Below are 13,596 nucleotides of genomic sequence, written 5' to 3' on the forward strand. Positions count from 1 at the left end.
GCTAGGCCCCGGGCTTCTCGGTATTCGCCGGACCGATCCCCAGCATGGACAGGAAGACCCGGCACTCGTCGGCGTCCTCAGCGTAGGCGGCTACGACTCGCCGCGCTTGGCGTGCGGTGCTGTCGGCCAGCGGTTCCACGTCGTCGATCTCGGCGGGTTCGGATTTAGCAGGCATGCCGTCGACTCTAGCGAAGTGCGCCGTAACCTGTGAGGCGGACGACAACGAGGGCGGAGGTCCAGTGGCGACATCGGAGACCACATCAGAGCAGGTCGGCGATCTCGTCGACTACGAAATCCTCGACGACGGCCGCATCGCCCGGATCTGGCTGAACCGTCCGGAGACCCACAACGCGCAGAACCGCACCCTGCTGGTGCAGCTCGACGAAGCGTTCGCCCGGGCCGAGGCCGACGACGCCGTGCGGGTGGTGATACTGGCGGCGCGCGGTGAGAATTTCTCCGCCGGCCACGACCTGGGCTCGGAGGCGGCGGTGGCCGAGCGCCGGGCCGGGCCGGGCCAGCACCCGAGTTTCCGGAGCCACGGCGGCACCCGGGAACCGGTCGTCGAGAAAACCTACCTGCAGGAGTGGCACTACTACTTCTCGAACACCTGCCGTTGGCGGGAGCTGCGCAAGATCACCATCGCGCAGGTGCAGGGCAACGCCATCTCCGCCGGGTTGATGTTGATCTGGGCGTGCGATCTGATCGTCGCCGCCGACAACGCCCGGTTCTCCGACGTGGTGGGGGTGCGTCTGGGCATGCCGGGCGTCGAGTACTACGCCCACCCGTGGGAGTTCGGCCCGCGCAAGGCCAAGGAACTGCTGCTGACCGGGGACTCGCTGGATGCCGACGAGGCCTACCGGCTGGGAATGGTCTCCAAGGTGTTCGGTGTCGAGGAACTGGCGGACAAGACACTGGAGTTCGCCCGCCGCATCGCGCAGCTTCCGACCATGGCCGCGCTGTTGATCAAGGACTCGGTCAACGCCGCCGCCGACGCCATGGGCTTTTCCGAGGCGCTGCGCCACGGGTTCCATATCCATCAACTCGGCCACGCGCACTGGTCGGCGCATAACGACAACAAGTTTCCGGTCGCGCTGCCGCCGGAGGTACCCGACTGGCGCACCGCCAAGGCCACTGACGTGGCCCGTCGCGACCAGCCGTAGCCACAGCTCCGGCCAGCATGGTTCCATGGGTAGAACATGTTCCAGTTTTGGTGTGAGGGGTCGGTGTGACACTTTCGTCGCGGATTTCGTTCGACGGCCGCAGTTACCTGATCACCGGTGGCGGTAGCGGTATCGGTAAGGCGGTGGCGGCCGCGCTGTCCGCCGCCGGGGCCGATGTGCTGATCGTCGGCCGTAATGCCGAGCGGCTGGCCGCGGTGGCCGACGAGATCGGGGTACGCCACCAGGCGACCGACGTCACCGACGAGGACAGCGTGATCGCAGCCGTCGACGCCGCCGTGAGCGGAAGCGGTCGGCTGCACGGGGTGGTGCACTGCGCCGGCGGTTCGGAGACCATCGGTCCGATCACCCAGATCGACTCGGAGGCGTGGCGGCGCACTGTTGACCTCAACATCAACGGCGCCATGTACGTGCTCAAACACGCCGGGCGGGCGCTGGTGCGTGGCGGCGGCGGCTCCTTCGTCGGGATCTCCTCGATCGCGGCCAGCAACACCCACCGCTGGTTCGGCGCCTACGGTCCCACCAAGTCGGCGCTGGACCATTTGATGCAGCTGGCCGCCGACGAACTGGGTGCCTCGTGGGTGCGGGTCAACAGCATCCGCCCCGGCCTGACCCGCACCGACCTGGTGTCGGTGGTCCTCGATACCCCGGCACTGGCCGAGGACTACCGGGTCAGCACCCCGCTGCCGCGGGTCGGTGAGGTAGAAGATGTCGCCGACTTGGCGCTGTTCCTGCTCAGCGACGCTGCCGGCTACATCACCGGCCAGGTCATCAACGTCGACGGCGGGCAGATGCTGCGCCGCGGCCCGGACTTCACGGCGATGCTGGAGCCGGCGTTCGGCGCCGACGGCCTGCGCGGCGTGGTCGGCGAATAGCCGTGGGCGTCTACGCGGTCACCGGCTCGGCATCCGGTATGGGGCAGCAGGCCGCGGAGAAGCTGCGCGCGGCCGGGCACACCGTGATCGGCGTCGACCTGCGCGATGCCGAGGTCATCGCTGACCTGTCCGGCCCCGAGGGACGAGCAGCGGCGGGGGAGCAAGTGCTCGCGTTGTGCGGGGGTCGCTTGGACGGTGCGGTGCTGGCCGCCGGCGTCGGGCCCACCCCGGGCGCGACGCGGCTGATCCTGCAGGTCAACTATTTCGGGGTCGTCGAGCTACTGGAGGCATGGCGCCCGGCGCTGGCCGCATCCGGCGCCGCCAAAGTGGTGGTCGTCGCCAGCAATTCGACGACCACGGTGCCGGTGGTGCCGCGATCGGCGGTGCGGGCACTGTTGGCCGGGAAAGCGGCCAAGGCGCTGCGCCGGCTGCGACTGCTCGGGCCGGGCGCGCCGTCGTTCGCCTACGCGGCCTCCAAGATCGCGGTGTCGCACTGGGTGCGCCGACGGGCCGTCGAGCCGCCGTGGGCGGGGGCGGGGATTCGGCTCAACGCCCTGGCGCCGGGGGCGATCATGACGCCGCTGCTGGAGAAGCAGCTCGCCTCCCCCAGGCAGGAGACCGCGGTCCGCAGCTTTCCGGTACCGGTCGGCGGCTTCGGCGATCCCGGCCAGCTGGCCGACTGGATGCTGTTCATGCTCTCCGATGCCGCCGAATTCCTCTGCGGCAGCGTGATCTTTGTCGACGGCGGTTCGGACGCCTACTTCCGCGCTGACGACTGGCCGCGCAGCGTCGGATTGTCGCGGCTACCGCGCTACCTGGTGCGGTTCAGGGCGTTCCGCGGTGCGGCTCCCCCGGCGCATTGACCGGCGCCGTTCGCGTTAGCGTGTCAGAAGACTTCGAGAGATCTTGAGGAGAGAAATGCCGGCAGAGCTGAGCCACGACGAGACCCTGCGCGAGGTCACCATCGAGCAGGGGGTGCTGCGCTACCACGAGGCCGGTGACGGCCCGACATTGCTGCTGCTGCACGGCTCCGGACCGGGCGTCACCGGGTGGCGCAACTACCGCGGGGTGCTGCCGGCTTTCGCCGAGCACTTCCGCTGCCTCGTGCTGGAATTCCCCGGGTTCGGGGTCAGCGACGACTTCGGCGGGCACCCGATGGTGTCGGCCTTCGGCGCGGTCGGGCAGTTCGCCGACGCGCTGGGCCTGGACCAGTTCAGCATCGTCGGCAACTCGATGGGTGGCGGCGTCGGCATCAACTACGCCATCAACAGCCCGGAGAAGGTGCGCAAGCTGGTGACCATCGGCGGCATCGGCACCAACCTTCTCACCCCCGGGCCGGCCGAGGGCATCCGGCTGCTGCAGGAATTCACCGACAACCCCAGCCGGGAGAGCCTGATCCGGTGGCTGGAGTCGATGGTCTACGACCCGAAGGTGATCACCGAGCAGCTCATTGAGGAGCGCTGGGCCCTGGCGACCGACGCCGAGACGTTGGCGAGTGCGCGGCGGATGTACGGCAAGGAAGCCTTCACCAACATGGTGAAGATGATGCAGGCGTCCAAGGGCCCGCTGCCGTGGTCGATGATGCACCGGGTCAAGGCACCGACCCTGGTCACCTGGGGCCGCGACGACCGGGTCAGCCCGCTGGACATGGCGCTGATCCCGATGCGCACCATCCCCAACGCGGAGTTCCACGTATTCCCCAACTGCGGGCACTGGACGATGATCGAGGCCAAAGACGCCTTCGAGTCGGTGGTGCTGGACTTCTTGCGGCGCGATTGATTCCACGCCCGGCAGCGCCGGCTTTGGCCGTCCTCCGCCCAAGTCGGCGGGAGCGGGCGGCACCACCCGTCGTACAATCGCCATGGCTCATCGAGCCGGCCCCGGCCGCGTTAGCTCAGTTGGTAGAGCGTCGCTCTTGTAAAGCGGATGTCGAGAGTTCGAGTCTCTCACGCGGCTCCATTACCTCTCGGTACCGGCGGATAGCGTCTGTCATATGACAGTGACCTGTCTCGGCTGCAGACTCAGTCGCCCGCTGGGAGCGCACCGGGGGTCGCGCGACGCCATCGTAGACGGTGCCAGAGCCTAATGGGGCTCGGTCGGTCGCTCGAGGTCGGTCGGGTCCGGGTCGACCACTCGCTGGGAGCGTACGGTCCGCGGTGGCGGCGGGCGCCGACTGGACCGGCGCGGCAGCAGCGGAATGCGCTCGGCGATGTTGCTCAGCGGGTTGACCACCATGGTCAGCGCGATCACCGCCTCCTGCAGGGTCTCGATGGCGGGCTCCAGCGCCTCCATCCCCGGGGCCAGCCGGCTCAACGTGTCGGCGACGTTGGCAAGCTGCTCCAGCGGGCCGTTGCGCGCGGTGAGCTTGTCGATCAGCCCGCCCTCGGCCAGCAGGCGGTCGGCCAGGCCGTCTTCGGACAACAGTCGCTCGATCAATCCGTTCTCGTCGGTCAGTTGATCCACCAGTCCGCCGGGTTGCAATGCCCGCTGCAGCCCGCCGCCTTCGGCGGTGAGCCGGTCGAGGACGCCTCCCGGCCCGGTCAGTTGGTCGACCAGGCCCCCGGGAGCCAGCAGTCGGTCAGCCGGGCCGCCCGGAGCCAGGGCGCGGCCGAGTGGGGCGTCGTCGTCCATCAATTTGGCGAGCCGGTTGGCCCGGGCGATGGCGTCCTCCAGGCCCAGCATCTGTGCCATTGAGTTGGCGGGCCCGTGGGTCTCGGGTTCGCCGAGGGTCTGCCGGGCCAGCCCGAGCGCCGCGGTGGCGACCCCGAGTCCGGCATCGGCGATGGAAAGACCGATCCGCGCCGGCGCGGTCGACACGGCGATCAGCTGTTTGGCCAGGCCCACCAGGTCAGTGTAGGGGCGAAACCCCACCGATATCAGGTAGTTTGATTGACAACAAACACACAGCCGGTTTCCAGTTTATTTTCACCCGTTCGGGAGGGAATTGACCCCATGGGAGCTACAGCTGCGCAAGACGCCGCACCGGAGGCCCGCATCCTGGTCGTCGATGACGAGACCAACATCGTCGAGCTGCTGTCGGTCAGCTTGAAATTCCAGGGGTTCGAGGTCTACACCGCATCCAGCGGGCCGGCGGCGCTGGACCGTGCGCGCGAGGTCCGGCCGGACGCGGTGATCCTGGACGTGATGATGCCGGGGATGGACGGGTTCGGTGTGCTGCGCCGGCTGCGCGCCGACGGTATCGACGCCCCGGCACTGTTCTTGACCGCGCGTGACTCGTTGCAGGACAAAATCACCGGCCTGACCCTCGGCGGCGACGACTATGTGACCAAGCCGTTCAGCCTGGAGGAGGTGGTGGCCCGGCTGCGAGTCATCCTGCGCCGGGCCGGCAAAGGTGCCGGTGAGCCACGCAACTCGCGCCTGAGCTTCGCCGATATCGAACTCGATGAGGACACCCACGAGGTATGGAAGGCGGGTCAGCCGGTGTCGTTGTCGCCCACCGAGTTCACCCTGCTGCGCTATTTCGTGATCAATGCCGGCACCGTGCTGAGCAAGCCGAAGATCCTCGACCACGTCTGGCGCTACGACTTCGGCGGTGACGTCAATGTGGTGGAGTCCTACGTCTCCTATCTGCGGCGCAAGATCGACACCGGCGAGAAGCGACTACTGCACACGCTGCGCGGAGTTGGCTATGTGTTGCGCGAGCCGCGCTAGCGAATGCCGCCGGTGATTGCCGGGCGCGGGGGATCGGACGAAGGATAGAGGGATGGCGAAACCCCCGCGCGGCATCCTGCCCCTGCGCGTCAGCCTGGTCGCCGCCACACTGGCCATGGTGGCTATCGGCTTGCTGGCACAGGGATACGCCGTGACCACCATCCTGCGGCACCGGCTGATCAGCAGGATCGACGCCACGCTGATCGACGCGGCGCACGGTTGGGCGCTTGAGCAGCGCGGGCGGTCACCGGTGAAGGCGGACGAGGATCCCAACCCCGGCCGGCCGCCGACGAGCTTCTATGTTCGCGACGTCGACCCCGACGGCAGCGTCTGGACGGTCGTCAACGATCAGAATGCCGAGCCGCTGTTGCCACCGGACAACGACGTGGGGTCGGTGCCGGTCACGATCGGCTCGGTCGACGGGTCGGGCGTGCAGTGGCGGGCGCTGTCGGTGCACGCTGAGAGCGGCCGGCTGATCACGGTGGCCAGGGATCTGTCGGACCCGCGGGCCACGCTGCGCTACTTGGCATGGTCGCGGGTGGCGATCGGTGTCGGGGTACTGCTGGTGCTCGGGGCCGCCGGGTATCTGGTGGTCAACCGCAGCCTGCGCCCGTTGGCCGAGGTTGAGCGGACCGCGGCGGCGATCGCCGCCGGCCAGTTGGATCGCCGTGTGCCCGAACGTGATCCGCGCACCGAGGTGGGGCGCCTCTCGCTCGCGCTCAACGGCATGCTGGCGCAGATTCAGCAGGCGGTGGCCTCCTCGATTGCCTCGGCGGACAACGCGCGTGTCTCCGAGGAGCGGATGCGCCGGTTCATCACCGACGCCAGCCATGAGCTACGCACGCCACTGACCACGATCCGCGGCTTCGCGGAGTTGTACCGGCAGGGTGCGGCCCGTGACGTCGAGTTGCTGATGTCTCGCATCGAGAGCGAAGCCCGCCGGATGGGCCTGCTCGTCGAGGATCTACTGCTGCTGGCCCGCATGGATGCCCAGCGGCCGCTGGAGCGGCGCTGGGTCGACTTGCTGGTCTTGGCGACCGACGCGGTGCACGACGCCCGGGCGATCGCGCCGGACCGCGCCATCGAACTGGAGGTCTTCGACGGCCCGGGCACCCCCGAGGTGCTCGGTGACGAAGCCCGGCTGCGTCAGGTGCTGAGCAATCTCATGTCCAATGCGCTGGAGCACACTCCGGAAGACGCCGCGATCACCGTGCGGGTCGGGACCGCCGGCGGCGACGCGATCCTCGAGGTCGTCGACCAGGGTCCCGGGATGAGCGAGGAGGACGTGCAGCGGGCCTTCGAGCGCTTCTTTCGCACCGACTCGTCGCGGGCGAGAGTCAGCGGCGGCACGGGTCTGGGACTCTCGATCGTCGACTCGCTGATCCGTGCCCATCACGGCACCGTCACCGTGAGCTCGCCACCCGGTCAGGGTTGCACCTTTCGGGTCGCAGTACCTCGTCTTGCCGAGACGGCGGCCCAGCCGGCCGAGTTACCCGCCGAAATCAACTGAACATCAAGGAATCTCGGACAGCGCAGCCTTGATCTTGGTTTGCGCCTCGTCGAGCGATTCCGGTGACGGGTTGCGGTCCACGCCGGCGAAGCCGAAATCGGACAGGCTGCGAGTCGGAAAGACGTGGACGTGCAGGTGCGGGACCTCCAGGCCGGCGATGATCATGCCGGCGCGGTCGGTGTCGAACGCCCGGCACACCGCCTTGCCGATTCGCTGCGCCACGGCCATCACCCCGGCGAACACGGCGCCGTCGACGTCCTGCCACTGGTCGATCTCGGCGCGGGGCACTACCAGGGTGTGGCCCTGCGTCATCGGTTCGATGGTCAGGAAACCGACGACGTCGTCGTCCTCGTAAACGAATCGACCTGGCAGTTCCCGGTTGATGATCTTGGTGAAGACAGTGCTCATGAACTTCAGCATATGCGTCGAGTGCCGGATATAGCGGGCGTAGCTGCGTATTATCGAAGACACGCTGGTGCCCCTGGCGGGTGCTCGTCACGCCACAGGTAGAGGAGATGAGATGTCAGCTGTCACAACATTTCTCAGCAGTCCCGAGGCGGTCGGCGTTTGGAGCCTCGATACCGAGCAGTCGAGCATCCGGTTCGAGAACGGCACGATGTGGGGCGCGCTGAAGGTACGTGGCGCGTTCACCGATTTTTCTGGCAGTGGCGAGATCAAGGACGCCAAGACCGTGTCGGGCCGCATCGATATCAAGGCCGCTTCGATCGACACCGGCCTGGGCACCCGCGACCATGATCTGCGGCGGTCGAATTTCTTCGACACCGACCACTACCCCGACATCACCATCGTGGTCAAGAGCGGGGAACCGGCCGGTGGCGACGCGGCCCGACTGAACGCCGACCTGACCGTCAAGGGCATCACCGGGCCGCTGCCGCTGAAGGTCGACATCACCCCGCTCGGTGACGGTGGCGTGCGGCTGACCACCGAGACAACCGTCACTCGCAAGCAGTTCGCAGTCGAGGGCAATTTTCTGGGGATGGTCGGCAACAAGACCAAGCTGAAGGCCAGCGTGGTGTTCCGGAAGGTCTAGTCCTGGCGTTGACTCTGCACTGAGGGCGGGTGCTTCTCGCACTTCTTCGCCCTCAGCGCAGAGTCAACTGCGATCAGAATCCGTGTAGCGGATGATGCCGCGGATGTTCTTGCCGTCGAGCATGTCCTGGTAGCCCTCGTTGATCTGCTCGAGTTGGTACTGGCGGGTCACCATGTCATCCAGGTTCAGCTTGCCCACCTTGTACATCGACAGCAGTTGCGGGATGTCGTATTGCGGGTTGCCGCCGCCGAAGATGGTGCCCTGCAGGTTCTTCTGCAGCAGTGTCAGCATCGCCAGGTTGAGTGTGACCTGGTTGTCGAGCATGCTGCCCATCGCGGTGAGCACACAGGTTCCGCCCTTGGCCGTCAGGATCATGTAATTGTCGACGTCTGTGCCGTGCACCTCACCGACGGTGACGATGACCTTCTTGGCCATCAGCCCCGCCGTGACCTCCATGATCCCGCCCATGGCGGCATTGATCTCCGGATAGACGTGCGTAGCACCGAACTTCAGTGCCTGGTCACGCTTCCAATCAACCGGATCGATGACGAAGATGTTGCGCGCGCCGGCATTGACCGCGCCCTGCAGGGCAGACATGCCCACCCCGCCGACGCCGACGATCGCGACGTCGTCGCCGGGACGGATGTCGGCGGTGCGCACCGCCGAGCCGTAACCGGTGGTGACGCCGCAACCCACCAGGCAGGCCACCTCGAACGGGATGGCCGGGTCGATCTTCACCACCGATGTCTTGTGCACGACCATCCACGGCGAGAAGGTGCCCAGCAGCGTCATGGGGTACACGCCTTGGCCGCGGGCCGTGACGCGGAAGGTGCCGTCGCTGACCGCCACGCCGTTGAGCAGTCCCGCGCCCAGGTCGCACAGGTTGCGCAGCCCCGACTGGCAGGTCGGACAGCTACCGCAGGAGGGAATGAAGGACAGCACCACGTGGTCACCGGGCGCGATGTCCTCCACGCCGGGGCCGACTTCGGTGACGATGCCCGCGCCCTCGTGCCCGCCGAGGACGGGGAAACCGGCCATCGGGATGCTTCCGGTCATCAGATGGTGGTCGGAGTGGCACATCCCGGCCGCCTCCATCTGGATCTTGACCTCGTCCTTCTGGGGTTCACCGATCTCGATCTCCTCGACCGACCACGGCTTGTTGAACTCCCAGAGCAACGCACCCTTTGTCTTCACCACGAACCTGCTTTCATTCTCGAATATCCGGCTAGGAAACGGCCCCGGTCCTAGCTCGGGACTCTGGGCAGCCCACTCGTCGCAGCCTATAGCCCGTCACAGCCCGGGGGAAGGGGTCGCCCAACCAACCGTCTGATTGACCGAGAGTGCCATGGATCGGGTCTAGCCGTGGTAGGCGACTTGTAGGTCTTTGACCCCGTTGATCCAGCCCGAACGGAGCCGTTGCGGCTCGGCCAGTTTGGTGATGTCGGGTAGCTGGTTGGCGATCTCATCGAACATCAACCGGATCTCCATACGGGCCAGGTTCGCGCCGATGCAGTAGTGCGTACCCTGTCCACCGAACGCCAGATGCGGGTTGGGATCACGCAGGACGTCGAAAGCGAAGGGTCGCTCGAAGACCTCCTCGTCGTAGTTGGCCGAACTGTAGAACAGGCCGACCCGCTGTCCCTGCCCGATGGGCACCCCGCCGATCTCGGTGTCGATCTTGGCGGTGCGCTGAAAGCAATGCACCGGGGTGGCCCAGCGGACGATCTCGTCGACGGCGGTCTCGGGGCGTTCCCGCTTGTAGAGCTCCCACTGATCGGGGTTCTCCGCGAAGGCGTTGATGCCGTGAGTCATGGCGTTGCGGGTGGTCTCGTTGCCCGCCACCGCCAACAGGATCACGAAGAACGCGAACTCGGTCTCGCCGAGTGATTCACCGTCCATGTCGGCCTGGACCAGCCGTGTGACGATGTCGTCGGCCGGGCAGCGCCGCCGCTGCTCGGCCATGGTGTAGGCGTAACCCATCAACTCGGCATTGGCCATGGCCGGATCAGAGTCGAAGTCGGGGTCATCGGTGTTCATGATCGAGTTGGTCCAGTGGAACAACCTCTCGCGATCGGCCTCGGGCACCCCGATCAGATCGGCGATCGCCAACAGCGGCAGCTTCATCGCGATGTCATCGACGAAGTTGCCGCTGTCCTTCTCGGCGGCCGCCGCAACGATATCGCGCGCCGACTGCGCCAGCTTCTCCTCCAACGCGCCCACGGATCGCGGGGTGAACAATCGGGACACCAGCTTGCGCAGCCGGGTGTGCTCGGGCGGGTCATGGTTGATCAGCAGCGCCTTGGTCAGCTCCAACTGGTCGGCGGTGATGCCGTCGGGCAGCCGCATCACTGCGCCCTTGGCGTTGGTCGACCACACCTCGTTGTCGCGTGAGATCTCTTTGATGTGTTGGTGTTTGCTGACCACCCAGTAGCCGCCGTCATCGAAGATGTTGCTGTGCGCGGGCTGCTCGTTCCACCAGACCGGGGCGGTCTTGCGTAACTCGGCGAACTGGGCGATCGGCATGCCGTGCAACAGGACGTCCGGATCGGTGAAATCGAAACCCGGGCCGAACGGACAGGCTGGTTGCGTTGATGTCAAGACGAACACCTCTGATTGTCGCGGGCTGCCGAGCCAACTTCGAACATACACATGATGGTCATGTGTATGACCTGATGTCAACCGGTTTTGTGCGGCACGTCGGTGACCAGACCGCCGTCCATGACGAACTCCGAACCGGTGGCATAAGAGGACTCATCGCTGGCCAGGAAGACCACGAAGGTGGAGACCTCCTCTGACTCGCCGGGCCGGCCGAGCGGGATGGTGACCATGTCCTCGGGCAGATGCTCGGTCATCGGGGTGCGGATGAATCCCGGATGCAGCGAATTGACCCGGATGTTGTGACGCGCCAGCTCCAGGGCGGCGGACTTGGACAGCCCGCGCACCGCCCACTTCGAGGCGACATAGGGGTGCACCATCGGTGCGCCGCGCAGCCCCTCGATGGAGGACACGTTGATGATGGATCCGCCGCCCGCGGCGATCATCGAGTCGATCGCCGCCCGCATGCCGAGAAAGGTGCCGTTGAGGTTCACGTCGATCACGGCGTGCCACTGGTCCAGGTCGAACTTGCGCAGCGAGCCCAACGCAACGGTGCCGGCGTTGTTGACCAGCACGTTCAGCTTGCCGAACCCGTCGACGGCGGCGGTCACGGCAGCGGCCCACTGCTCGGGGTCCCGGACGTCGAGGTGCACGTAGACCGCGGCGTCCCCGAGCTCGGCCGCCAGCGCCGCACCCTCCTCGTCGAGCACGTCGCCGATGACCACTTTGGCGCCCTCGGCGACCAGCATGCGAGCGTGAGATGCGCCCATCCCACGCGCACCGCCGCTGATCAGAGCTACTTTTCCGGCGACACGCCCCATAGCTGTCCTCAGCCTTTCGATGATTCGGTGATTATCTGTGTGCCGCCGGTGACCAACGGCAGGTCCAATGTGGTGACGATGCCCGGCGGTGCTGCGACAACGGCGGGAACGGCGTTGACGACTCGTCCCACCCCGGCCGCGATCGCCGCGTAGTTGTGGTCACCGTGGCGACTGGTCGGGCGGATGTCGACGGTGTACGAGGGCTCGCCGGTGATCTCCACGCGATAGGAGCCACCCGGTTGGGCCGGCTGCGCCCAGTCCGGCCGCAGGTCGCTGCGCAGTCGGGTGACGTGCTCCACCACGATCAGCGGATGGCCGTCGACGATGCCGCGGATCTCGAACTTGAGTGCGGCGACACCGCCCTTGGGGATGTGCCCGGCCGCGATGTCGAACGCCTCAGGCGCCGGTTCACGCTCAGCGGAATCGGTGATGGCATCCAGGGTCACACCCAACCCGTTGGCCAGCTCGCGCATCGCGGCGCCCCACGCGATGCTCAAGATGCCGGGCTGCAGCAGCATCGGGACTTCGTCGAGGGGACTGCCGAAGCCCATTACGTCGAACATCACCTCGGCACCGTCATAGGTCGCGTAGTCGGCGATCTCCAGGCAGCGGATCTGCTCGACGTGTTCGCACGTGCTGGCGAACGCCAACGGCACCAGGTCATTGACGAAGCCGGGATCGACGCCGTTGACGTAGACACTCGCATTGCCCTGGCGGGCAGCATCTTCGACGGGAGTGATGAACTTATCCGGGATGACACCCCACGGGTACTGCAGTACCCCGGGCGCGGTGCCGATGACGTTGATGCCCGCCGCGAGCAGCCGGCAGACGTCGCGCAGGGCGCCGGGCAGACGGGTGTCCCCCATGGCGCAGTAGACAGCAGCGTCCGGCTTGGCTCCGATGATCGCATCGAAGTCATCGGTAGCGGCGATGCCGGTATGGACGTCGAGGCCGGCCAACTCACCGGCGTCGCGACCCACTTTGGCGGCCGTCGAGACCCACACCCCGGTGAGCTCGTATGCGGGATTGCCGATCAGCCCCCGCAGGGCGATGCGCCCCGCGTTGCCGGTGCCGATCAGAGCGACACGGATGGCCACGTGTTCTCCTGGGTGTCAGTTGTGGGCTACCAGAGCGGTACCGGCGACTTGCCGAGCGGGTAGTAGCCGGGGAGCTTCTCGCCGGCCAGGCTGCGCTCGATGCGCTTCTGCATGCCTTTGGAGAGTTTGCCGGCAGTCATCAGATCCAGGTAGAGCTTCTGGACGTGACCGAAGTCGAAGAAGTCACGCTGCCACTCGATGAGCGGCCGCCCGTCTTTGTCGGCGAGCCGAAACCAGCTGCCGCCGAAGCCGTAGATCTCCGATTCGACTCCATCGGAGTCCGTCGCGACCTGTTTCCAGAACCCGACGATCTCGCCCTGCTTGTCGTCGATGAGCACCTTCTGGTACGGGTACTGCCAGTTGTCCAGCCCCTCCATCTCCAGGCCCAGGGCGATGTCCCGGATCTCGTCGATGCCGACGCACATGACGTCCTCCTTGGGGCCGATATTCCAGCCGTAGGTGGCATCGTCGGTGTAGAAGTCGGCCAGATTGCGCCAGTCGCCGGCGGCTTCGGCGTCACGGTTGGCCTGCAACCAGCGCTCGACCCAGTCTTCGAGAATCTCGCGGGAGTGGGGGTGGGAGGTCGGCATTTCTATTCCTTCTCTTCAATGGACAACGCTCGGGTGGGACAGGCCCGCACGGCCTCTTCGATCTGGCGACGGTCGGATTCCGGTGGCTCGTCGTTGAGGATCTCGACCTTGCCGCGCTTGGGCACCCGGAAATAGTCGGGCGCCTCCAGCTCGCACATGGCGTGGCCCTGGCACAGGTCCAGATCGACCTTGACTCGAAAAGCCATG

The 13,596-nt window shown here is 66.6% G+C and carries 16 protein-coding genes and 1 tRNA gene; 8 read left to right on the forward strand and 9 right to left on the reverse strand.

All coding sequences use genetic code 11. The annotated features are described in order from the left end of the window. Position 1: 1 nt before the first annotated feature. The gene (locus tag BST10_RS23245) at positions 2 to 175 is read right to left on the reverse strand and encodes a hypothetical protein (protein WP_165757185.1); all 174 of its coding nucleotides are present in this window, start codon (positions 173 to 175) and stop codon (positions 2 to 4) included. 64 nt (positions 176 to 239) lie between these two features. On the opposite strand from BST10_RS23245, the gene BST10_RS09140 reads away from it, so the two are divergent. The 5 genes from BST10_RS09140 (at position 240) to BST10_RS09160 (ending at position 4,012) form a co-directional block, all read left to right on the forward strand. After that, the gene (locus tag BST10_RS09140; RefSeq protein ID WP_083037517.1) at positions 240 to 1,160 is read left to right on the forward strand and encodes an enoyl-CoA hydratase; all 921 of its coding nucleotides are present in this window, start codon (positions 240 to 242) and stop codon (positions 1,158 to 1,160) included. A 65-nt stretch (positions 1,161 to 1,225) separates the two neighbouring features. Beyond that, positions 1,226 to 2,053 carry an SDR family oxidoreductase gene (locus tag BST10_RS09145; RefSeq protein WP_083037518.1) on the forward strand — a complete coding sequence of 276 codons (828 nt, stop codon included), beginning with the start codon at positions 1,226 to 1,228 and terminating at the stop codon, positions 2,051 to 2,053. A 2-nt stretch (positions 2,054 to 2,055) separates the two neighbouring features. Then, complete coding sequence (locus BST10_RS09150) at positions 2,056 to 2,916, forward strand: SDR family oxidoreductase (RefSeq protein ID WP_083037519.1); 861 nt, start codon at positions 2,056 to 2,058, stop codon at positions 2,914 to 2,916. Between the two features lie 55 nt (positions 2,917 to 2,971). Further along, entirely contained in the window at positions 2,972 to 3,832 is an 861-nt protein-coding gene (locus BST10_RS09155; protein WP_083037520.1) for an alpha/beta fold hydrolase, read from the forward strand. A gap of 104 nt (positions 3,833 to 3,936) precedes the next feature. After that, a tRNA-Thr gene (locus tag BST10_RS09160) sits at positions 3,937 to 4,012 on the forward strand. 123 nt (positions 4,013 to 4,135) lie between these two features. Here BST10_RS09160 and BST10_RS09165 read toward each other — a convergent pair. Continuing rightward, positions 4,136 to 4,897 carry an MlaD family protein gene (locus BST10_RS09165; protein ID WP_041318804.1) on the reverse strand — a complete coding sequence of 254 codons (762 nt, stop codon included), beginning with the start codon at positions 4,895 to 4,897 and terminating at the stop codon, positions 4,136 to 4,138. 108 nt (positions 4,898 to 5,005) lie between these two features. Here BST10_RS09165 and BST10_RS09170 point away from each other — a divergent pair, with 108 nt between their 5' ends. Next, positions 5,006 to 5,725, forward strand: a complete 720-nt coding sequence (locus BST10_RS09170) for a response regulator transcription factor (RefSeq protein WP_013830539.1) — start codon at positions 5,006 to 5,008, stop codon at positions 5,723 to 5,725. Positions 5,726 to 5,777: 52 nt separating this feature from the next. Then, on the forward strand, positions 5,778 to 7,235 hold the full coding sequence (locus tag BST10_RS09175) for a sensor histidine kinase (RefSeq protein ID WP_083037521.1): 1,458 nt from the start codon (positions 5,778 to 5,780) through the stop codon (positions 7,233 to 7,235). A 3-nt stretch (positions 7,236 to 7,238) separates the two neighbouring features. On the opposite strand, the gene BST10_RS09180 is transcribed toward BST10_RS09175, so the two are convergent. Next, complete coding sequence (locus tag BST10_RS09180; protein WP_041320216.1) at positions 7,239 to 7,643, reverse strand: HIT family protein; 405 nt, start codon at positions 7,641 to 7,643, stop codon at positions 7,239 to 7,241. Positions 7,644 to 7,755: 112 nt separating this feature from the next. Here BST10_RS09180 and BST10_RS09185 point away from each other — a divergent pair, with 112 nt between their 5' ends. Next, a complete protein-coding gene (locus BST10_RS09185) occupies positions 7,756 to 8,286 on the forward strand; it encodes a YceI family protein (RefSeq protein ID WP_013830536.1) in 531 nt (176 codons plus the stop codon). A gap of 63 nt (positions 8,287 to 8,349) precedes the next feature. Here the strand turns inward: BST10_RS09185 and BST10_RS09190 are convergent, their stop codons facing one another. The 6 genes from BST10_RS09190 to BST10_RS09215 form a co-directional block, all read right to left on the reverse strand. Then, positions 8,350 to 9,480: an NDMA-dependent alcohol dehydrogenase gene (locus tag BST10_RS09190; protein WP_083037639.1), complete on the reverse strand. Its 1,131-nt coding sequence runs from the start codon at positions 9,478 to 9,480 to the stop codon at positions 8,350 to 8,352. 162 nt (positions 9,481 to 9,642) lie between these two features. After that, entirely contained in the window at positions 9,643 to 10,893 is a 1,251-nt protein-coding gene (locus tag BST10_RS09195; RefSeq protein ID WP_370492387.1) for a cytochrome P450, read from the reverse strand. 68 nt (positions 10,894 to 10,961) lie between these two features. After that, positions 10,962 to 11,702 (reverse strand): glucose 1-dehydrogenase, encoded by a 741-nt coding sequence (locus tag BST10_RS09200; RefSeq protein ID WP_083037522.1) that lies wholly within the window; start codon positions 11,700 to 11,702, stop codon positions 10,962 to 10,964. Positions 11,703 to 11,710: 8 nt separating this feature from the next. Next, positions 11,711 to 12,799 carry an NAD(P)H-dependent amine dehydrogenase family protein gene (locus BST10_RS09205; RefSeq protein ID WP_083037523.1) on the reverse strand — a complete coding sequence of 363 codons (1,089 nt, stop codon included), beginning with the start codon at positions 12,797 to 12,799 and terminating at the stop codon, positions 11,711 to 11,713. Between the two features lie 26 nt (positions 12,800 to 12,825). Next, on the reverse strand, positions 12,826 to 13,389 hold the full coding sequence (locus BST10_RS09210; protein WP_083037524.1) for a nuclear transport factor 2-like protein: 564 nt from the start codon (positions 13,387 to 13,389) through the stop codon (positions 12,826 to 12,828). 2 nt (positions 13,390 to 13,391) lie between these two features. Then, complete coding sequence (locus tag BST10_RS09215) at positions 13,392 to 13,595, reverse strand: ferredoxin (protein WP_083037525.1); 204 nt, start codon at positions 13,593 to 13,595, stop codon at positions 13,392 to 13,394. Between the last annotated feature and the right edge of the window lies 1 nt (position 13,596).

The sequence above is a fragment of the Mycolicibacter algericus DSM 45454 genome, assembly GCF_002086455.1.
GTDB classification, from domain to species: domain Bacteria; phylum Actinomycetota; class Actinomycetes; order Mycobacteriales; family Mycobacteriaceae; genus Mycobacterium; species Mycobacterium algericum.

Excerpts from the sequence above, each read along its gene's own strand:
- BST10_RS23245 (WP_165757185.1), bottom strand. The coding sequence starts at position 175 with ATGCCTGCTAAATCCGAACCCGCCGAGATCGACGACGTGGAACCGCTG.
- BST10_RS09155 (WP_083037520.1), top strand. The coding sequence starts at position 2,972 with ATGCCGGCAGAGCTGAGCCACGACGAGACCCTGCGCGAGGTCACCATC.
- BST10_RS09170 (WP_013830539.1), top strand. The coding sequence starts at position 5,006 with ATGGGAGCTACAGCTGCGCAAGACGCCGCACCGGAGGCCCGCATCCTG.
- BST10_RS09175 (WP_083037521.1), top strand. The coding sequence starts at position 5,778 with ATGGCGAAACCCCCGCGCGGCATCCTGCCCCTGCGCGTCAGCCTGGTC.
- BST10_RS09180 (WP_041320216.1), bottom strand. The coding sequence starts at position 7,643 with ATGAGCACTGTCTTCACCAAGATCATCAACCGGGAACTGCCAGGTCGA.
- BST10_RS09185 (WP_013830536.1), top strand. The coding sequence starts at position 7,756 with ATGTCAGCTGTCACAACATTTCTCAGCAGTCCCGAGGCGGTCGGCGTT.
- BST10_RS09200 (WP_083037522.1), bottom strand. The coding sequence starts at position 11,702 with ATGGGGCGTGTCGCCGGAAAAGTAGCTCTGATCAGCGGCGGTGCGCGT.
- BST10_RS09210 (WP_083037524.1), bottom strand. The coding sequence starts at position 13,389 with ATGCCGACCTCCCACCCCCACTCCCGCGAGATTCTCGAAGACTGGGTC.
- BST10_RS09215 (WP_083037525.1), bottom strand. The coding sequence starts at position 13,595 with ATGGCTTTTCGAGTCAAGGTCGATCTGGACCTGTGCCAGGGCCACGCC.